This window comes from Empedobacter sp. UBA5987 (assembly GCF_002429865.1).
Lineage (GTDB): Bacteria > Bacteroidota > Bacteroidia > Flavobacteriales > Weeksellaceae > Empedobacter > Empedobacter falsenii_B.
Window position 1 is genome coordinate 37213 of sequence record NZ_DJBB01000081.1, and the last position, 20022, is coordinate 57234.

Annotated in this window: 17 protein-coding genes; 11 read left to right on the forward strand and 6 right to left on the reverse strand. The window is 30.9% G+C overall.

Annotation, left to right across the window (positions count from 1 at the left end; all coding sequences use genetic code 11):
• Positions 1-33 precede the first annotated feature (33 nt).
• The 4 genes from lysM (at position 34) to B3J26_RS14220 (ending at position 4396) form a co-directional block, all read left to right on the forward strand.
• Positions 34-489 (forward strand): peptidoglycan-binding protein LysM, encoded by a 456-nt coding sequence (lysM, locus tag B3J26_RS14205; RefSeq protein ID WP_291074898.1) that lies wholly within the window; start codon positions 34-36, stop codon positions 487-489.
• Between the two features lie 148 nt (positions 490-637).
• A complete protein-coding gene (locus B3J26_RS14210) occupies positions 638-1480 on the forward strand; it encodes an OmpA/MotB family protein (RefSeq protein WP_038336837.1) in 843 nt (280 codons plus the stop codon).
• A 92-nt stretch (positions 1481-1572) separates the two neighbouring features.
• The gene (locus tag B3J26_RS14215; RefSeq protein ID WP_291074899.1) at positions 1573-2871 is read left to right on the forward strand and encodes a cation:proton antiporter; all 1299 of its coding nucleotides are present in this window, start codon (positions 1573-1575) and stop codon (positions 2869-2871) included.
• 139 nt (positions 2872-3010) lie between these two features.
• On the forward strand, positions 3011-4396 hold the full coding sequence (locus tag B3J26_RS14220) for an AAA family ATPase (protein WP_291074901.1): 1386 nt from the start codon (positions 3011-3013) through the stop codon (positions 4394-4396).
• Positions 4397-4463: 67 nt separating this feature from the next.
• Here the strand turns inward: B3J26_RS14220 and B3J26_RS14225 are convergent, their stop codons facing one another.
• From B3J26_RS14225 to dnaN, 3 genes are read right to left on the reverse strand one after another with little or no spacing between them, the layout of a single operon-like run.
• Complete coding sequence (locus tag B3J26_RS14225) at positions 4464-4898, reverse strand: META domain-containing protein (protein ID WP_280051793.1); 435 nt, start codon at positions 4896-4898, stop codon at positions 4464-4466.
• A 13-nt stretch (positions 4899-4911) separates the two neighbouring features.
• The gene (gene pheT, locus B3J26_RS14230; RefSeq protein ID WP_291074903.1) at positions 4912-7341 is read right to left on the reverse strand and encodes a phenylalanine--tRNA ligase subunit beta; all 2430 of its coding nucleotides are present in this window, start codon (positions 7339-7341) and stop codon (positions 4912-4914) included.
• Positions 7342-7377: 36 nt separating this feature from the next.
• Entirely contained in the window at positions 7378-8496 is a 1119-nt protein-coding gene (dnaN, locus tag B3J26_RS14235; protein WP_125350238.1) for a DNA polymerase III subunit beta, read from the reverse strand.
• Positions 8497-8764: 268 nt separating this feature from the next.
• Here dnaN and B3J26_RS14240 point away from each other — a divergent pair, with 268 nt between their 5' ends.
• The 5 genes from B3J26_RS14240 to B3J26_RS14260 all read left to right on the forward strand — a co-directional run bounded on the left by B3J26_RS14240 (position 8765) and on the right by B3J26_RS14260 (position 13513).
• Positions 8765-9043 (forward strand): GNAT family N-acetyltransferase, encoded by a 279-nt coding sequence (locus B3J26_RS14240; RefSeq protein WP_125350239.1) that lies wholly within the window; start codon positions 8765-8767, stop codon positions 9041-9043.
• 6 nt (positions 9044-9049) lie between these two features.
• Positions 9050-9676, forward strand: a complete 627-nt coding sequence (locus tag B3J26_RS14245; protein WP_125350240.1) for a carbonic anhydrase — start codon at positions 9050-9052, stop codon at positions 9674-9676.
• A 63-nt stretch (positions 9677-9739) separates the two neighbouring features.
• Positions 9740-12565 carry a hypothetical protein gene (locus B3J26_RS14250; RefSeq protein WP_291074905.1) on the forward strand — a complete coding sequence of 942 codons (2826 nt, stop codon included), beginning with the start codon at positions 9740-9742 and terminating at the stop codon, positions 12563-12565.
• 4 nt (positions 12566-12569) lie between these two features.
• Positions 12570-13319: an SDR family NAD(P)-dependent oxidoreductase gene (locus B3J26_RS14255; protein ID WP_219034947.1), complete on the forward strand. Its 750-nt coding sequence runs from the start codon at positions 12570-12572 to the stop codon at positions 13317-13319.
• 17 nt (positions 13320-13336) lie between these two features.
• Positions 13337-13513, forward strand: coding sequence for a hypothetical protein (locus B3J26_RS14260; RefSeq protein WP_280050146.1), 177 nt, complete (start codon positions 13337-13339; stop codon positions 13511-13513).
• Positions 13514-13541: 28 nt separating this feature from the next.
• Here B3J26_RS14260 and B3J26_RS14265 read toward each other — a convergent pair whose 3' ends face one another.
• Both B3J26_RS14265 and B3J26_RS14270 read right to left on the reverse strand, forming a co-directional pair.
• Entirely contained in the window at positions 13542-14000 is a 459-nt protein-coding gene (locus B3J26_RS14265) for a GNAT family N-acetyltransferase (protein ID WP_280051796.1), read from the reverse strand.
• A gap of 49 nt (positions 14001-14049) precedes the next feature.
• Complete coding sequence (locus B3J26_RS14270; protein WP_291074906.1) at positions 14050-16416, reverse strand: outer membrane beta-barrel family protein; 2367 nt, start codon at positions 16414-16416, stop codon at positions 14050-14052.
• Positions 16417-16538: 122 nt separating this feature from the next.
• Here B3J26_RS14270 and B3J26_RS14275 point away from each other — a divergent pair, with 122 nt between their 5' ends.
• Together B3J26_RS14275 and B3J26_RS14280 are read left to right on the forward strand one after the other, a co-directional pair.
• A complete protein-coding gene (locus B3J26_RS14275) occupies positions 16539-17861 on the forward strand; it encodes a sensor histidine kinase (protein ID WP_125350246.1) in 1323 nt (440 codons plus the stop codon).
• On the forward strand, positions 17851-18528 hold the full coding sequence (locus B3J26_RS14280) for a response regulator transcription factor (protein ID WP_125350247.1): 678 nt from the start codon (positions 17851-17853) through the stop codon (positions 18526-18528). The genes B3J26_RS14275 and B3J26_RS14280 overlap by 11 nt, the downstream gene beginning before the upstream one ends.
• Positions 18529-18617: 89 nt before the next feature.
• On the opposite strand, the gene gdhA is transcribed toward B3J26_RS14280, so the two are convergent.
• Entirely contained in the window at positions 18618-19967 is a 1350-nt protein-coding gene (gdhA, locus tag B3J26_RS14285; protein WP_221854634.1) for an NADP-specific glutamate dehydrogenase, read from the reverse strand.
• Between the last annotated feature and the right edge of the window lie 55 nt (positions 19968-20022).

Below are 20022 nucleotides of genomic sequence, written 5' to 3' on the forward strand. Positions count from 1 at the left end.
TCAACAAATAAATATTATTAAAATCAACTCGTTATGGGATTATTTTCGTTTATCAAAAATGCCGGAGAAAAAGTCTTCGGAGGTGCAGAAACACCAGAAGAAAAAGCAGCTAAAGTACAAGAACAAGTTGCAAAACAAGGATTTGATTTGTCAGGAGTAACTTTTTCTACTGATGGAAATAAAATTGTAGTAGCTGGACAAGCGTTGGACATCAACGAGAAACAAAAAATTTTAGCAACAGCAGGTAACATTGATGGAGTGGAAGGAGTAGAAGATCAATTAACATTGAAAACACCTTTGAAAATTGAGATTCCAGATTTATCTAAGACAATGTATACTGTAAAAAGTGGAGATTCTTTATCTAAAATTGCAAAAGAAGTTTATGGAGATCCAATGCAGTATCCAAAAATTTTCGAAGCAAACAAACCAATGTTAAAACACGAAGATAAGATTTATCCAGGTCAGGTTTTATATATTCCTCAGGATTAACACAATAGAAATAAAATATTAACGTTAAAACTCCTACAATCAAATGATTGTAGGAGTTTTATATTTTTACAGCATGGTTTTTGCAGAATATATACTCGCAATAAAAAATAATAACATATATTCGTATAACTGAAATAAAAAAATAATTATGAAAGTTTCAATTTTGCCAGTAGCGGTTATCGCTGCTTCAACTTTATTTAGTTGTGTGAGTCAGAAGAAGTATGATGAATTACAAAATAAATTCAATTCTGCTTATTCTGAGAACCAAGGATGTCAAACAGAATTGGCTGTAGCGAAAGCTAAATTAGCTAATTTTGAATCTAACCAAGGTCAGTACGAAAACACAGTTCAGAGTGAAAGAAATCAAATTAAACAATTACAAGAACAATTGAAAAATTGTATTAATGGTGGTTCTAAAAATGTTTCTGAATTAGTGAACGAAATCAATCAGTCTAACAAATACATCAAACATTTGATTGATGCGAAAAGCAAATCGGATAGTTTGAATATGGTTTTAACAAACAACTTAACGCGTTCTTTATCTAGCAACGAAGCAAAAGATGTTGATGTTAAAGTATTAAAAGGTGTTGTTTACATTTCGTTAGCTGATAACATGTTGTACAAATCTGGTAGCTACGAAATTTCGCCTGCTGCAGGAGAAACTTTAAGTAAAATTGCGAAAATCATCAACGACTATAAAGATTACGATGTATTGATTGAAGGTAACACAGATAATGTGCCAATTTCTAAACCAAACATCCGTAACAACTGGGATTTATCTGCTTTACGTGCATCTTCTGTTGTGCAAGCATTACAAAACCAATACGGTGTTGATGGTAAACGTTTAACAGCTGGTGGACGTGGAGAATTTAATCCATTAACTACAAATGCTACTGCGGAAGGAAAATCTAAAAACCGTCGTACACAAATTATTATCTTACCTAAGTTAGATCAGTTTATGGATTTAATTGGGCAAGCTCCAAAAAACTAATTTTGATAAAAAAATCAAATTAATATAGAAAGAGCCACTTTATAGTGGCTCTTTTTTTGTAACTTTTTCCAAATTTTAATCAATCAATACCAATGGAACTATATTATTCTTTTTCGGTTCTAATTGTTCTTGCTGCATTATTTTCTTATGCAAACCTTCGATTCCTAAAATTACCTGGAACAATTGGAATTATGATTATCGCCATGTTAGTATCTATCGCTATCCGTTTATTGGGAGATAGCTATTTTCCTGATGCTACAAAAGACATGTTTCAACTCTTTAATAGTTTAGACTTCAATGAAATATTGATGGGCGCAATGCTTAATTTTCTGCTTTTTGCAGGCGCAATGCACGTTAATATTCTCGATTTGAAAAACTTGAGATGGACAATTGCTACTTATGCTACAATATCAGTAGTATTATCAGCATTTATTATATCAGTAATTTTATATTACATTGCGCCATATTTTGGTATTCAAATTCCGTATATCTATTGTTTATTGTTCGGAACATTAATTTCACCAACTGATCCAATCGTTGTATTAGGAATTTTGAAACAAGCAAAAGTTCCTAAAATTATTGAGACAAAAATTACAGGAGAGTCACTGTTTAATGATGGTGTGGCCGTTGTAATGTTCGCAGTAGTTTTACAAATAGCAACTAATCCAAGCTTTGATGCTGATTTTTCAAGTGTTTCAAAATTATTTTTAATGGAAGCCGGAGGCGGAATTCTATTAGGACTTTTATTAGGATTTACAGCTTCTAGATCCATGAAAAAAATTGATGATTATAAAGTTTCAGCTTTAATTACATTGTCGATTGTAATGGGAGGATTTTTGATTGCAAAAGAACTTCATATTTCTAGTCCTTTAGCTATGGTTATCGCAGGTTTAATAATCGGAAATTATGGAAAGAAATTCGCAATGAGTAAAACAACTCAAGATTATTTAAACAAATTTTGGGAGCTTATTGATGAAATAATGAACGCCATTTTATTCCTTTTTATAGGTTTCGAATTGTTGTTAATAGAAGATTTAATGGATCAAATTCTATTAGGAATTGCCACAATTTTTATAGTCCTATTATCTCGAACATTATCAATTGTTATTCCAGCTCGTACTATTTTAAGAAAAAACACTTTTTCTAAAGGTTCACTTATTGTCTTGGTTTGGGGAGGAATTCGTGGAGGAGTTTCAATTGCATTAGTTCTTTCGATGCCAAATTCGGAATGGAAAGATTTGTTATTAGAGATTACATACATCGTTGTTTTATTTTCAATCGTTATTCAAGGTTTAACTGTAGGTAAAGTGGCTCATCGTGTTCTAAAAGACGAATCTGATGAAGCAAATAAAGAAGAAATGGAAGATTATCTTAATTCATCTAAATTGTAAATAATTTTAAAATATACAATTAAAAGGAGCAAGCGCATCTATAGATGCGCTTGCTCCTTTAACAGAAGTTTAGAACTTAAAATGGTTTAGTTCACGAATTAATCTTTATTTTTAATAGAAATTAGAACAAGCCAACAGAATGAAATTAAAAGATTTATCTAATCAACTCGAAATATCTTTAGGAAGTTTACAGAATTTTATCAATGATTTTAATATTGATTTGAGTTTTTGTATTGACGAAAATTTTAATGTAACACAACAATTTATAACATTTTCGGAAGAGAATAAAGATTTCTTAAAAAGATATGCCGAAGATTATTCCAAAGAAAAAACAATAGAAGAAATCGCTAAAACAATTGGAGCGAAAGAAGAAGAAGTACTTCATTTTTTTGTGACAAATGGAATTCCTGCCGAGGTTGCAAAGCAGATGAAAACGGGAGTGTCAAGTTATTTGATTCATTCTTACATTGGGGGAAAATATCCGTTTATAGAAAAAGCATTTCCGCAATGCGAAGATTTTTCTGGTAAAAGTTTAGTTGGTTATACTGATTTGTATTTTTATATGACTGATATGTTAGATCCATTTATCAGCAAAGATCAAGGAGAAAGTTGGGGAATCTCAAAACCTGCTGGCTTGATTTTGTATGGACCTCCAGGTAGTGGGAAAATATATTGGGCAAAGAAAATAGCGGATATGATTGGTTACGAATTTGTACATATTTTCAATGATTATTTAGTTGGGAATTTTGATAACAAAAAGAATAAATTCTCCGATTTTCTTTCAAAAAAGATGAATCAACCTAAAACATTATTGTTTATTGATTCGTTCGACGAAATATTACATTCTACTTCTGTAAATACCATTTATCCCGAAATGGTCGATTTGTTTTATTCCGTTCTTAGACATATTCAGAAAAATGATACGAAAGAACTTTTGATTGTTGGAGCTGTTGAATCTTTAGCAAATTTGAATGATGAAATCGTTGCACCTGGTCGTTTTGATTTACATATTCCGATTTTTCCTCCAACTTTTGACGAGCGCAAACAATTACTTCTACATCACATGACTACGAATTTGGCGCAAGATTCTCCGTTATTATCAATTTTGAAAAATCAAAATGCGTTGAACAAAGATTTCTGGACGCCTTATGCGGCTGAAATGAAAATTTTCTCAAATACAATGATGATTGATTTTACACAATCGCTTAAAAAACGTTTATATGCATTATACAGAAAAGATGAAACGAAAAATATTGTGATGACAGAAAAGGTATTGTTTTCGGCATTTCAAGAAGCAAAATCGAAATTAACGCCTGATTATCTAAAACATTGTGCAATTTTCTTAACAGAAGCCAAACAAAATGTTGGACAAGATTTTCCGCATCGTCTGATTGAATTAAATGCTGATTTAGAGTTTTATTTATCATCAAAAGAAATTCCGATTACTAAAATTGGTTTCAAGCAAAGTGATGAAGCAATTTCTCCTACAGCTCAACAAGCAGTTGAAGAAAATAAAGAAGTTTAAAATAAAATAATATAAACCACAAAAAAGCGCTCTTAGAGCGCTTTTTGATTTTATAATTGATTAAAACTTACAAAGTTTTAAATGTCAATAATAAGATATTTCCTTTGTAAAGATGTAATTCTTTTCCAGAAACTTCGTAACGATTTACACTTTTCAACATCGATAAAAATGCTTTTTCTTCTTGCAAATTAGGACAAGCCATTTTAGTTTCAGAGAAATTAACGAAGCTGGTTACGCCGCTAACTTTTGTAAAAGAAGCATTGAAATTGTTGCAACCCGCAAAACCACTTACAGTCGAATTCGCTTCGTCAATAACCAACATTACGTCTTTATCGTACAAACCTTTTACTACGTTGTTATCGTTGATCAAATACCAATTTTGATTTGAAATTGAAACTTCCGCTTTAGGTTTAATTTTAGCAGTACTTGCGCTTGTAGAACAAGAAGTTGCTATAAAACTCATCAAAAGAGTTGCTGAAAATAAAGTTACAATCTTTTTCATTTTTCGGAATATTTTATCTCAACTCAGCGTTGAATTTTTCTTGATACAATTTGATTAATTTATTCATTAAACCATCAATTTCTTGATCGCTTAATGTTTTATTTTCGTCTTGAATCATAAAACTTAAAGCATACGATTTTTTACCAACTGGCAATTTATCTCCTTCGTAAACGTCGAATAAATTAACAGCTTTCAACAAATTCGTTTTCACTTCTTTTGTCGCTTTGTACAATTCTTCATATTTCACAGAAGAGTCAAGCAATAAAGCTAAATCTCTACGAGAACCTGGGAATTTAGAGATTTCTTTGTATTTCAAATCGTGTTTGTTTGCTAAAGCAACCATTGCATCCCAATTTAATTGAGCAAAGAAAACATCTTGATTAACGCCTAATTTTTTTGCTAATTTTTTGCTGATGATTCCAAGTTTTCCTAATGATTTTTGAGCAGAAACAAATTCAATTCCATCTAAGAAATTATCATCTTTTGCAGGTAACTCATCTGTAATTTGAATATCTAATCGAACAAAAATTTGTTTAATCAAACCTTTCAAATCAGCAAATGAAGCTTTACGTAAATTTCCTGTCCACGATTCGCTATTAAAGTTTCCTGAAAGAACGATTCCTAAACATTTATTTTCTTCGTAAATACCATCAATTTTGCGGTAAATTTTCCCAAATTCGAATAATTTAACATCCGAATTACGACGGTTGATATTAAACGCAACATTTTCTAATAAACCATTCAACAAAGTGCGGCGCATTACAGCTAAATCAGCTGAAAGTGGATTTAACATGGCAACACTTTCTCCTTCTGGATAAAAGAAAACTTGTTCGTATTCTTTTTTCGTTAACGAGTTATTCATCGCTTCATTGAATCCGAAAGAAATCAATTGACGCGCAATAAAATCTTCGATTTTATCTGGACTAACTTTTTGATTTGGAACATAAGAAAACGAGAATTTTGAAGGAATTTCGATATTATCGTATCCATAAATTCTCAAAATATCTTCGATTAAATCTACATCACGTTGTACATCTACACGATAAGCAGGAACTTCTAAATCTAAAACTCCATTATTTTCTGACAAAATTTTAATTTCTAAATTTTCTAAAATCGATTTGATTTTATGTTCTGGAATTTCAACTCCTAATAATTCAACCACTTTATGTAAACGTAATTTTACATTAAAGTTTTGAATTGGATTTTCGTAAATATCATCAATATTAGATGCAATTTCAGCGCCAGCGATTTCAACTAACATCATCGCAGCTTTTTTCAATGCATCGATTGTTGTGTTAGGATCAATTCCACGTTCAAAGCGGAAAGAAGCATCTGTATTCAAAGCATGTGCTTTTGCACCTTTACGAATTGTTACAGGTTCAAAATATGCTGATTCTAAGAAAATAGTTGTAGTAGCATCCGAAACTCCAGAATCTTTTCCTCCGAATACTCCTGCAATACACATTGGATGATTTTCGTTGCAGATCATCAATTCATGTCCTTTTAATGTACGTTCAACGCCATCTAAAGTTGTGAATTTTGTTCCTTCTGCTAATTTTTGAACGATCACTTTATTTCCTTCAATTTTAGCTGCATCAAAAGCATGTAAAGGTTGTCCTAAATCGTGTAAAATGTAATTGGTAATATCAACCACATTATTAATTGGTGATAATCCAATAACTTGCAAACGATTTTTTAACCAATCTGGCGACTCAGCAACTTTTAGATTTTTTAAGTAAACACCTGCATAACGAGGCGCTGCTTCTGTATCTTTAACCTCGATAGAAATAGGACTTTTTCCGAAATCTGTCGTAGGATAATTTGAGACATCATATGTTTTGAATGTTGACGCGATATCACGAGTTTTAAGCGCAGCATGTAAATCACGCGCTACACCGAAATGTGACATTGCATCCGCACGATTTGGCGTTAAACCAATTTCGATTTCGTGGTCAACTTCATCATTTTTTCCGAAAAGATCAAACGTAGAAGTTCCAGGTTTTAAATTTTCTGGTAAAACTAAAATACCAGAATGATCTGTACCAATTCCTAATTCTACTTCAGAACAAATCATTCCGAAAGATTCTTCACCACGAATTTTTGCCTTCTTGATTTTAAATTCACCATCAGGAGAAGGTAAAACCGTTCCGACAGTTGCCACAGGTACATTTTGACCCGCTGCAACATTAGGAGCTCCACAAACAATTTGCGTTTCTTTTCCATCTCCTAAATCTATTTTAGTAACTTTTAATTTATCTGCATTCGGATGAGGTATAGCTGATAGAACTTTACCAACTAATACGGTTTCCAAATAATTTTTAGCTCCACCTACTTGCTCTACACCTTCTACTTCTAGACCCGTACTTGTAAGTGTTGAAGACACTTCATCAAGTGTTATATCTGTATCAATGTAGGTTTTTAGCCAATTGTATGAAATTTTCATTGTATTGTATAAATGAATTTTATGTATTCTTTTTGATTATGCGTTTAACATAACTGGCATAACTAACATTAAGATTTCTTCGCCATCTTCTAGTCCATCAACTGGTTTGATGATTCCTGCACGATTCGGTTCAGACATTTCTAATGTTATTTCTTCTGATTGTAAATTGTTCAACATTTCGATTAAGAAACGAGAATTGAAACCGATTTGTAAGTCAGTTCCGTTGTAATCACAAGGAAGTCTTTCTTCTGCTTTGTTTGCAAAATCGATATCTTCAGCAGAAATTGTCAATGAATTTCCAACTAATTTTAATCGAACTTGGTTTGTTGTTTTGTTAGAGAAAATTGCCACACGTTTCAAAGATGTCAAGAATAAGTTTCTGTTAATCGTTAATACATTTGGATTTTCTTTTGGAATTACCGCTTCATAATTAGGATATTTACCATCAATCAAACGACAAGTTAACACGATGTTTTGGAATGAAAAACGTGTATTTGTATTGTTGTATTCGATTGTTACATCGTCATTATTTCCTCCTAAAATATTTTTCAATAAGATAAGTGGTTTTTTCGGCATAATATATTCAGCAGCTTGTAAATTCTCTAAACCATTGCGAGTATATTTTACCAAACGATGCGCATCTGTAGCAACAAAACGGAAAATATCTGCATTTGCTTGGAAGAAGACTCCTGTCATAATTGGACGTAATTCGTCGTTTCCTGTCGCAAAAATAGTTTTGATAATTGCTTCTGATAAAATGCTTGCACTAAGTGTTGTAGAGCTTGCGTCTTCGATATCTGGCGTTTGAGGATATTCGTTTGCGTCTTCGAATGCTAACTGATAATTTCCTTGTTCTGAAACAATTTCCAACGTATTTCCTTCTTTTTGGATAAAAGTAAGCGGTTGCGCAGGGAAAGTTTTCAACGTATCAGTTAAGATTTTTGATGGAATTGCAATTTTTCCATTATCATTAGACTCAACTTCTAAAGTTGTTGAAATTGTTGTTTCTAAATCAGAACCAGTGATAGTTAATTGGCTACAATCCAATTCGAATAAAAAATTATCAAGGATTGGTAAAGTATTATTAGAGTTAATAACCCCTCCGATTAAGTTAACATTTTTTAATAACGTGTTGCTCGATACAATAAATTTCATATGAAGAATATTTCCTTAAAATATCTAACAAATGTAATAAATAATCAAGTAAAAAACTCAAACCTATACATTAAATATTATATAGAATGGCTTGTTGTTGATTATCAAATAGAAAGATGATTGTAAATTGATTGTTATTATTTGTTTAAATTTTCTTTGAATTAAAAACTTTTCACCCGTAAATTTGTCTTGTATATCGAGACTTTTAACAAATCTTTTTGACCAAATCTCATCCAAAAAGATTAATTTGAATTTAAAATACTATTCTATGAAAATTGAATTGAATTTAGAAGGAAAAAATGGAGTTTTTATACTTCTTGATGAGAATAATAAAGAAGTTGGTGAATTAACTTTTATGCTGAAAGAAAAACAAATGTTGATTAATCATACAGGTGTTAATCCCGAATTGAGAGGACAAGGTTTGGCCGAAAAATTAGTGTTAGAAGCTGTAGATTACGCAAGAAAAAATCAGTTGAAAATCATTCCATTTTGTAGTTATGTGAGCGTTTATGTTGGTAAACATCCAGAAGTGCAAGATGTAATTTAGAAAATTATGAATTTAGAAAAAGTTTTTGAACACAACCAAGAGTGGGTAAATAAACGTTTAGGACAAGACGAGCAATATTTTGATAAGCTTTCGGCTGGTCAAAATCCAGAAGTGCTTTACATTGGTTGTTCGGATAGTCGTGTGACGGCAGAAGAATTGTTGGGAGCGGAGCCAGGTGAGGTTTTTGTACACCGCAATATAGCGAACATGGTAATTAGTTTGGATATGAATACCACTTCTGTTTTAGACTATGCGGTAGAACACCTAAAAGTGAAACATATTGTAGTTTGTGGACATTATAATTGTGGTGGGATTAAATCTGCAATGATTCCGAAAGATTTAGGAATTATGAATCCTTGGTTGCGTAATATTCGTGATGTTTATCGTTTACATTCAGAAGAATTGAATGCAATCGAAAACGAAGGAATGCGTTACAACCGTTTGGTAGAGCTAAATGTACAAGAACAATGTGTAAATGTGGTAAAAAATCCTTTTGTACAACGTGCAATGGAAAATGGATTAGAAGTACATGGTTGGGTGTTCGATTTGTTTACTGGAAAATTAATTGATTTGAATTTAAACTTCGATAAAATCTTAGAAAATATCAAAGAAATCTACGATATCAACGAATAAATTTAACATTTTGTTATATCTGGTATAATAATTGTTCTTAAGACTGTTAACCAAACTATATCAATGATTAACAACCGTTGGATAAAAAAAATAGGTATCGCATTAATTTCAATTATTGCGGTACTTTTTATTTTAAGTTTTTACATCTCCTATTTTCTGAATGATCGACTTCCAAAAATCATTGCAGAAAAAAACGATACCGCTTATAATCTGACTTACGAAGATTTGAGCTTTTCTATTTTTAATTCGTCTTTATCACTAAAAAATGTTGAAGTTTCTCCAAAAGATTCGTTGTTAATAAAGGATTCGATTGACGCAACAGGAAAAGTGAAAGAAATAAATGTTGTCGGTATCAATTTTATAAAATTAATTACCAAAAAAGAAGTTGCAGCATATTCAATCAACATCAATAATCCTTCTGTAAATTATTATCTCAAAGAGAAAAAAGATTCGATCAAAAAAGATACAGCACAATCCAAAGTTGGGCAAAGTATAGATGTTTCCAATGTGAATATCAACAATGGCGAGTTTAATTTGTATTCTCAATCAGGAAAGAAACATATAGCAAATGTTTCTAATTTTTCGATCGATTTTGATGGCGTTCGTTTCAATGAGCGAACAGCGGACAAAAAAATTCCGTTCAGATATTCTGCTTTTGATATCAAATTAGATTCGATGTTTTTTGTGGTAAAAGATCAACAATTGATTAGAGCACGAAAAGTTCGTTTTAATGAAACTGATTTTGAGTTGGATAATTTCTTGATGAAACCGCTTAAAATGAACGGAAAAATGTACGTTCCAAACGATTCTGAAAATGATTTATTGGATATTGAATCACCACTTCTTTCGCTTTCTAAGATGGATTGGGGATTTACTTCAGAAGATAAATTATATTTTAAAACAGATTTAATCAAATTCAAAAATCCAAAAATTACCATTATTTCTGCCAAACCTGAGAATAAAGTTGAGAAACAATCAACTAAAAAAGTAAGCATAAAAACGGAAGATGCGGAGTTAATTAATATCAAAAAATTACAAATAGAAAATGGTAAAATTCGTTCACTCTTCTCGAATGCAAAAACGGTAAAATATGCAATAAATAATGTGTCGTTAAATATCGAAGGAATAAAAATGAATGCGTTGACACGCACAAATGATATTCCGATTGATTATAAAACTTTCCGTATTAAGTTGGATTCGATGTATTATCGATTGAATGAAATGCACACGTTAACAGCATCTAATTTTGATTTGACAGAAAAGAAATTGATTCTGAAAAATTTCAAAATGAAACCATTAATTTCAAAAAATCAATTTAATCGAAATTATACAAAATCAAACACATTATTAGATGTCGAAGCACCAATTTTGACGTTAAATAATAACAGTTGGGGAATAAAAAATGGTGATTTCTATTTTCATACAAATTCAATCAAATTGGATGAGGTAAATGTGAAAATCATTGATCAAAAGAATGAAAAAGTTATTGCGAAGAAAGTTGAAAATGTAACAGAAAAGTTCTTGATTAATTTTAATCTTGGAATTGATACGATTCAAATCAAGCAATCGCGTTTTATTGCTTCACAAAAATTTGATTTCAATAATGTTAATTTGAAGGTTTTAGGATTGAAAAATGATTATGGGAAAGAACTTCATGTTAATCATGTTATTTTCAAAAATCCAAAATTTACGATTTATGGACAACCAAGACGAGTGGCGCAGCGCGAAGGAAAAACCTCAAAAGAGTTTAATGATGTTATAAAAGTTGATAAAATTTCGTTGGTAAATGGACATTTAGATGTGGTTCCTTATAAACAAAAAACGCCGAATTTAACATTGAAGCAAATTCAGTTAGCGTTTAATCAAATCAATGTTGATCCAAAAACAATTCAAGAAGCAATACCATTTTCGTATAAATCTGTGTTGTTAAAATCTTCAGGAATTGATTTCGATTTAGGAAAAACGTATAAGATGAATACTGGAGCTTTGCAATTTCAGAATGGAAACTTGACGTTGAATCAATTAAAATTAACGCCAAAACTTTCTCGAAAAGCGTATACAGCTTCATTGAAAAAACAAGCCGATTTATATACAGTTTCTGTCGAGCAATTACAAGGAAATGGAATTCAGTGGGGAATTTCTCCATCCAAAGATTTCTTTTTGAAAGCGAATCAAATAAAATTGAACCAGCTTTATGCAAATATTTATAGAAGTTTGGTTCCACCTGATGACACAAAACGTAAAACAATGTTTTCACAAAAATTACGTGAAATGAAATTTGATTTAGGGGTGAAGCAATTGCAATTGGTCAACTCTAAATTAGAATATGAAGAGGAAACGGCTAAAAGTATCGGAACAGGAAAATTGACGTTTTCGTCGATAAATGCAACGGTTAAAAATGTCAATTCGGGTTATCGTAAAATATCTTTACCAGACGTTGATGTTGATTGGCATTCAGAATTTATGAATGGAGATTTGCGCGCAAATTGGACATTTAATCCAATGAATCGTTCTGAGAAATTTAATATCAATGGTTCAATTTCAAAACTTCCTGCAAAAAATCTTGATCCTTTTGTGAAACCGTATCTTAAGGTTTCTGTAGACGGATTTTTTAATCAAATAAAATTTAATTTTGATGGAAATGATAAAGTCGCTGGTGGAAATTTTGGAATAGATTATCAAAATTTGAAAGTGAATGTTTTGCGTGATGATGGTTCGAAAAGGAAACTATTATCAGCAGTTGGAAATGCAGCGGTAAAGAATGATTCTCGTGGAAAAATGAAAGAAGAAAAAGTAGAAAATATCGAACGAAAACAGGATAAATCATTTTTTAATTTCTTTTTAGCTTGTATCTTAGACGGTCTTAAAAAAGCACTTTTAATTATTTAAGAAAATGAAAAGAACAGTCTTCATAACCGGAGCAACATCTGGCATAGGAATGGCGACAGCAAAGAAATTAGCACCAAATTATCGTTTAATTTTGTGTGGGCGTCGTCAAGAACGATTAGATGAAATTCAGGCAGAATTGAGTCAAATTACGGAAGTTAAAACCATTCAATTTGATGTTCGAGACAAGGAAGCTGTTTTTAATGCAGTAGAAAGTTTAGAAAATGAGTGGAAAAATATTGATGTTTTAATCAATAATGCGGGAAATGCGCACGGATTAGCACCTTTTGATACAGCTGATTTGGAGGATTTGGAAGCAATGATTGATATCAATGTAAAAGGATTAATTTACGTTTCGAAAGCAATTATTCCAATTCTTAAACAATCATCAAATGCGCATATCATCAACCTTTCTTCGATTGCGGGAAAAGAAGTTTATCCAAATGGAGGAACATATTGTGCGTCGAAAGCGGCGGTAGAATCGTTAAGCAAAGGAATGCGTTATGATTTGTTACCTTACGGAATCAAAGTTTCCAATATTGCGCCAGGAGCGGTAGAAACAGAATTTTCTTTGGTTCGTTTCAAAGGAAATCAAGAACTTTCGGATAATGTATACAAAGGTTTTGAACCATTGGCTGGAGAGGATATTGCAAATGCAATAGAGTATTTGTTGCAACAACCAGAACATGTACAAATTGCTGATGTTACAATTTTTCCAAAAGCGCAAGCTGGAGGAACTGTTTTCTTGAAAAAATAATCTATTTCGAAAAATTGATGTTGATAAATAAGGACGGAAGTAAAATTCGCTTTTTAACGGAAAATGCAAATGCGAAAGTTTTTAAAAATGTGTTGATGAGTATTAACAGCGATGATCAACAAATGTACATGATTATGGATGGTGAAATTACGGCATCCGAAATGAACAAAATGGTAAAAGAATCTAATAAATAATAAAAAAGCTGAGCATCGCTCAGCTTTTCTATTTCAATATTTTTTCATAACAAACACTTTCTTCGATGTCTTTGTATTGATCGTAATTTTCGATTCTTGTGTAATCACATCGTTCATACAACGCGATTGCTTCGGGTTGTTTCAATCCGGTTTCCAAAATACATCGTTCATAATTTAATTCGATTGCCCAATTTTCTAACTCATTCAGAACTTTAGCTGCAATTCTATTTCCTCTAAAATCAGGATTTACATACATTCTTTTCACTTCCATCGTTGTATCAGAATAATGTTTTATAGCGCCACAACCAACAGGATTTTCGTTTAAATAGGCGATAGCAACGTGATTTATTTTGTCAACTTTATTGTATTGCGAAAAGAAAGAATGAAATTCGCCATTTCTTATCGCTAAATCTTTATCTAATTCTGTTACCAATTCTTGAAAATCTTTGTTAGAAGAATTTGTTCGAATGATTTTTACTGAATTCATTTTATTGCTTTTCCTCAAATTTAATAAAACTTAAGTTTTTTTTGTAACGCTAAATTCTATTTTGTTCTGCAGTTTTTTCCGCTTGTTTCGCTTCTTTTACTTTCTGGTTTCCGAAATTGTATTTCAAATTCAACATAAAATATTGTGTATCGCGATAATCTTTGAAATATTGATTTTGGTTTGCGTATTTCGTAGAAATCGTATTGCGATCAGTTTTAAAAATATCATTGAAAACCAAACCAATTTCAAAACGTTTATCCCATATTTTTTTGTTTAAAATCAAATATGTATTTTGAGAAGAACTAATATCAAATGAAGCTTGAATAGCTGGGGAATTATAATGATATCCTGTCGAAATATTAAATGTTTTTGCTTTGTCTAAATCCAATTGCGTGCTCAATGAAAGGTGATAAAAAAAGACATCGTTTTTGTATTGCAGATTATCTGGACCAAAATAATAGTTTTGATTATATTCTCCCATCGCAAATAAATTCAGTTTCCACCACGATTTTAGATTAAAATTTTTCGAAAGATTTGCTCCAAAAGCTTCTCCATTTTTGATGTTTGTAAAATGATAAACAGTTTCAAAAGTTTCAGGATTTTGAATAGAAATTTCCATTGCCGGATCTTTTTCGTATCGATAATAGGCTTCGAAATTCCAATCTTTTAAGGTATATGATAAACTCAAATTGTGGATAATCGTAGAAATCGCATTGGCATCGCCTTGAAAATAAGAAAACAGATTGTAATATGATTTCGAAGGATTCAAGAAATTATAATTAGGTCGATCAATTCTTTTTCCATAATTCAAACCAATTTGTCCAGCATTTTCAAAATTATACATAACGTATAAAGTTGGAAAAAGATCGGTGTTTGTTCGTTTATTTTGACTAATTGGATTATCAGAAATCGTATTTATAAGAGCTGTTTCAGATCTCAAACCAGCTTTTGCTTCCCATTTTTTCCATTTATAATTTCCAGAAATATATAAGGCGAAAATCTGTTCTTTGTAATTAAAAATATTACTTTTTTCGGGTTGATATTCGATTTGATTTTGGATTGATTCAAAGAAATCCAAATCATTATCATTCTTCACGAAACTATATTTTGCTCCCGCTTCCAAGCCATAATTTTCTTCGATCAAACTATAATCAATTTGTGTAGAAAATAGATTCAATTTTTGAAGTGCCGCGCTCAAAAAACGATTTTCTTCATAAGGTTTATCCTTGAAATTCAATTTTGTTAAAACATCTTGATTTTCTTTGTAATAACGATGACTAAAATTGTTACTCCAAGTCAAATTATTTTTCGCAATTTTTTTGTCATAAACCAAATACGTATTAAAATTATTTGAAGCTTCGCGACGATGATTTTGTGTTTTGTAAAATGATTCAAGTTGATTATTTGTTGTATTGTAAATATTTGTTGGAACGTTATAATTCCCAATTGAAGCAGGATTTCTAGAACCATTTATTCCAAACTGAAAATTCTGTAAACTATCAATTGAATATTGAGAAGCAAAGTTGTAAATATGTTGTTGTTTCGCAACTGTTCGACGAATCATGTCACTTTCCCAGCGTGTCTGATCTTTTTCATAAGTTGTTACATCAAAATTCTTGCGAACATATTTTCCATTCACAAAATAATAACTTCCTGTCAATTGCCATTTTTCTGTATTGTAAGATTGGGTAGTACCCAGCATTCCTTTGCTATAAATAGATTGATGATAACGTGTCGCAATTTGTCCTTTGTAACCAGAAAGCACATTTTTCTTCATTTTAATATTTATAATCGCGCTTCCAGAAGCTTCATATTTTGCAGGCGGATTGGTAATGACTTCAACCGAAGAAACTGTTGCACCATCAGTATTTTCCAACAATTGTTTCAAATCATCTTGGGACATTAATGTTTTTTTATCATTAATTGTGACTAAAATTTGCGTATTTCCTCTCACACTTAACTGTTCATTTTTTAGAAGAACATTTGGCGTGTTTTTCACGATATCCCAAGCACTTAAATTTTGCAAAGGCGTATTTTCGACATTAAATTCTATTCGATCAATTTTTCGTTTCAACAAAGGTTTTTGACTAGAAAAAACAACGTCTTTTAAGTTAATTGTTTCATCTTTTTGAAGCGTAATAATCAAAGAGTTTTCTGAGTTAGCTTGATATGTCTTTTCAAATTCTTGGTAACCAAATTCTTTAATGTAAATTGTAAATGATTGTGCTTGATGAAGCTCAAAATTAAATTCGCCATTTTCATTCGATTCAGTTACAATCGGATCTTGTGAAGGAATTTCAACTTCAATTGAACTATTTTTGATTGGTTGATTTTGCTCATCGATAATTTTTCCAGAAATAATTTGTGCAAAAATTAAATTTGGAAGTAGCAGAAAAAATGTTATTACTATTTTCATGGTTCAGATTTTTAACAAATCTCTTTCAAGTTTCGATTTTACTTGGTTAATGAACGGTTAACGATGAGTTAATGTGTAATTTATGTGCGAAAACAATGTATTTTTGAATTGATGGAAAGCTTATGAAATTATCTAAAAAACATTATACATTTATTTTCTCTTTTGCATTGATCGTTTTGGTTGCATTGCAAGGGTATTATATCTACAATTTGTATCGATTGATTGAGAAAGATATGAATAAAGAGGCGTGTGAAATTGGAGTTAAAGTGATGAATTTTATGTCAAAATATGAAACAGATTCTAATGATGATAAGATTTTAGATTATTTCAAAAAACTGAATCATGATGAAAAAAAACAGTTTGATGAATTACAAATAATTCGAACGAAAGTAGATTATAATTATGAGATTTATACGCCAATTGTAGATTCTCTATTAGACGTTTATTCTAAGGAAAATAATTTTGAAATAGCACTTCGTACAGATGTTTATTCGGTTTATGATGAATTGAATCATAAAGAACTATTGCCAAAGAAAAAGTATGTGATTTACGAAACGACAAATAAAATTGCGAAACCAACTAATATTAATCAAAGTGTTTGGTCATCGGATGATATTAGTAATCAAACAGATTCTGATTTAGGAATTAATAAAAATGAACGCCATAAATATAAAATTAGAGGAAAGACAGATTTTGAATTGCTGAATTTGAAATTTTTAATTCTCAAGAAAATTATTCCTTTAATCATTGTGAGTTTGTTGATTGTTGGATTAATTGTCTTTTTGTATTGGAAAAGTCTTAAAAATTTATCGAAACAAGAAGAAAAAATCAATCAATTACATTTGACAATAGACTCTATTGCGCATGAATTGAATACGCCAATTACGACGATGAAATTTGCTTTGCATCAAGTTCAACATCCAGAAACGCAACAAATGATGAACAGACAAATTAATCGTTTGGAGCAAACTGTTGATTCTATTTTTGTAAAAAATGACGAAAATTCTGAATTGTTAGATGAGGTTATTTTGAATGAAATTATCCAAAAGATTCAACTTCAATATCCAGAAATTAAACTTATTAATCAAAGTATTTTCGAGAAAAATAATGTACTGAAAACAAACGATTTTAAACAAATTGCTCAGAATTTAATTGAAAATTCAGTCAAATATGGAGCTACTGAAATTGTATTAGATTTTAAATTTCAAAAAAAAATAACATTGAATTTTTCGGATAATGGAATTGGAATTCCAACCAATGATTTGCCTCTTATTTTTGATAAATATTATCGTGTGAATCGTTCTATTAACCAAAATGTAAGCGGTTTGGGTGTTGGATTATTTTTGGTCAAGAATACAATCGAACGATATTTAGGAACAATTAACGTTCAGAATAATAAAGACAAAGGTGTTCAATTTTTAATCATTTTGCCGAATGAAAACTAAATTAATTTTAGTAGAAGATGATCAAGATTTGGGAACTGTTCTCAAACAATATCTAGAATTTTCTGATTTTGAAGTGACTTGGTTTGATCATCCACAAAAACTATTGAAGGAAATAGAATCGTTGGAATCAGCTCAATTAATCATTTTTGATGTCATGTTACCCGAAATTGATGGTTTTTCTTTGGCGAAAAAATTAGCCGAAACCATTACAATTCCATATTTATTTTTGACTGCTAAGGCGCAAAGTTTTGATCGTGTTTTAGGTTTGAAATTAGGTGCAGATGATTATATCACAAAACCTTGCGATCCTGAAGAATTGGTCTTGCGAATAAAAAATATTTTGAAGCGAAATCAACCTGTTTTAGAAGAATTGATTAAAATTGGAGCTTATGTTTTTCTTCCAAATCAATTGCAATTATCTTATCAAGAAGAAAAATTTCAGTTAACAGAAAAAGAAGCAGAATTGTTGAGTTTCTTGATTCAGAATAATCAAAAATTAGTGAGTCGTAAAGAGATTTTAGAAAAAATTTGGGGTGAAAACGATTATTTTATGGGTAGAAGTTTGGATGTTTTTATGACACGTTTGCGCAAATATTTTCAGAACGACGAAATGATAAAATTTGAATCTGTTCGAGGTATTGGTTTTAAAATTAATTTTCCACTCTAAAAAAATAAAGCTGAACAGAAGTCCAGCTTTAATAACAAACAATTGAATTCTAAATTCAGTAAAGGGAACCGAATTTTATAAATGGATTTTTATATTCCTTGAGCAATCATAGCATCGGCAACTTTTACGAAACCAGCTATATTAGCGCCTTTGTAATAATTTATATTTTCTTGAAATTCACCTTTTCCATATTTTTTACATTGGTGATGAATTTTTATCATAATTTCTTTTAATCGATAATCTACTTTTTCTCTGTTCCAATTTTGACGGATCGAATTTTGAGACATTTCCAATCCAGAAGTTGCAACACCACCAGCATTCGCAGCTTTTCCAGGACCGTATAAAATTTGATGATCCAAAAAATAATGAACCGCTTCGGGAGTTGTTGGCATATTAGCACCTTCGGCAACCAATTTGCAACCATTGAGATGTAAAGTTTGCGCATCTTGTAAATCCAATTCGTTTTGTGTTGCACATGGCAAAGCTATATCACAAGGAACTTTCCAAGGATTTTGGTCGGAGAAAAATTTAGCGTTTGGATAATAATCAACATACTTTGAAATTCTATCGTAATCATCATTCTTAATTTTGAAAATGACATTTAGTTTTTCTGTATCAAAACCGTCTTCATCATAAATATATCCAGAAGAATCAGAAAGTGTAACCACTTTTGCGCCTAATTCCAGAGACTTTTCAGCAGCATATTGTGCAACATTTCCAGAACCAGAAATAGAAACTGTTTTTCCTTTTAAGGTTTCTTTTTTTTCGGCTAACATACATTCTACAAAATATAATAAACCATAACCAGTAGCTTCTGGGCGAATCAAAGAGCCACCATATTCTAATCCTTTTCCAGTTAAAACACCTGTAAATTCGTTTCGCATTCGTTTGTATTGACCAAATAAATAACCAATTTCTCGTCCTCCAACGCCAATATCACCAGCAGGAACATCGACATCTGCACCAATATGACGAGATAATTCGCTCATAAAAGATTGGCAGAAGCGCATAATTTCCATGTCCGATTTTCCTTTTGGATCAAAATCAGAACCACCTTTTCCGCCACCCATAGGTAAAGTTGTCAAGCTGTTTTTGAAAACTTGTTCAAAAGCTAAGAATTTAAGAATAGAAAGATTAACAGATGGATGAAAGCGCAAACCACCTTTATAAGGACCAATCGCAGAATTCATTTGTACACGATAACCTTTGTTGATTTGGATTTCGCCTTTATCATCAACCCAAGTTACTCTAAATTGAATAATACGTTCTGGTTCTGCAATTCTTTCAAGAATTTTGAACTTTTTGTATTTAGGGTTTTCTTCTACAAATGGTAAAATGGTTTCGGAAACTTCTTCAACTGCTTGTAAAAATTCTTTTTCGTTAGGGTTTTTTGATTTAATTCTTTGAATGAATTTTTCTGAGTAAAATAAAGTATCCATGCTATTTGTGTTTTATTGTTGATAAAATTATAATAAATAACAAATAAAATAATAT

What these genes read in the sequence shown, in the direction of transcription:
- B3J26_RS14225 (WP_280051793.1), bottom strand. Translation starts at nt 4,898, where the DNA reads ATGAAAAAGATTGTAACTTTATTTTCAGCAACTCTTTTGATGAGTTTT.
- B3J26_RS14270 (WP_291074906.1), bottom strand. Translation starts at nt 16,416, where the DNA reads ATGAAAATAGTAATAACATTTTTTCTGCTACTTCCAAATTTAATTTTT.
- B3J26_RS14245 (WP_125350240.1), top strand. Translation starts at nt 9,050, where the DNA reads ATGAATTTAGAAAAAGTTTTTGAACACAACCAAGAGTGGGTAAATAAA.
- B3J26_RS14275 (WP_125350246.1), top strand. Translation starts at nt 16,539, where the DNA reads ATGAAATTATCTAAAAAACATTATACATTTATTTTCTCTTTTGCATTG.
- gdhA (WP_221854634.1), bottom strand. Translation starts at nt 19,967, where the DNA reads ATGGATACTTTATTTTACTCAGAAAAATTCATTCAAAGAATTAAATCA.
- B3J26_RS14250 (WP_291074905.1), top strand. Translation starts at nt 9,740, where the DNA reads ATGATTAACAACCGTTGGATAAAAAAAATAGGTATCGCATTAATTTCA.
- B3J26_RS14215 (WP_291074899.1), top strand. Translation starts at nt 1,573, where the DNA reads ATGGAACTATATTATTCTTTTTCGGTTCTAATTGTTCTTGCTGCATTA.
- B3J26_RS14240 (WP_125350239.1), top strand. Translation starts at nt 8,765, where the DNA reads ATGAAAATTGAATTGAATTTAGAAGGAAAAAATGGAGTTTTTATACTT.
- B3J26_RS14280 (WP_125350247.1), top strand. Translation starts at nt 17,851, where the DNA reads ATGAAAACTAAATTAATTTTAGTAGAAGATGATCAAGATTTGGGAACT.
- B3J26_RS14255 (WP_219034947.1), top strand. Translation starts at nt 12,570, where the DNA reads ATGAAAAGAACAGTCTTCATAACCGGAGCAACATCTGGCATAGGAATG.
- lysM (WP_291074898.1), top strand. Translation starts at nt 34, where the DNA reads ATGGGATTATTTTCGTTTATCAAAAATGCCGGAGAAAAAGTCTTCGGA.
- B3J26_RS14220 (WP_291074901.1), top strand. Translation starts at nt 3,011, where the DNA reads ATGAAATTAAAAGATTTATCTAATCAACTCGAAATATCTTTAGGAAGT.
- B3J26_RS14265 (WP_280051796.1), bottom strand. Translation starts at nt 14,000, where the DNA reads ATGAATTCAGTAAAAATCATTCGAACAAATTCTTCTAACAAAGATTTT.
- pheT (WP_291074903.1), bottom strand. Translation starts at nt 7,341, where the DNA reads ATGAAAATTTCATACAATTGGCTAAAAACCTACATTGATACAGATATA.
- dnaN (WP_125350238.1), bottom strand. Translation starts at nt 8,496, where the DNA reads ATGAAATTTATTGTATCGAGCAACACGTTATTAAAAAATGTTAACTTA.
- B3J26_RS14210 (WP_038336837.1), top strand. Translation starts at nt 638, where the DNA reads ATGAAAGTTTCAATTTTGCCAGTAGCGGTTATCGCTGCTTCAACTTTA.
- B3J26_RS14260 (WP_280050146.1), top strand. Translation starts at nt 13,337, where the DNA reads ATGTTGATAAATAAGGACGGAAGTAAAATTCGCTTTTTAACGGAAAAT.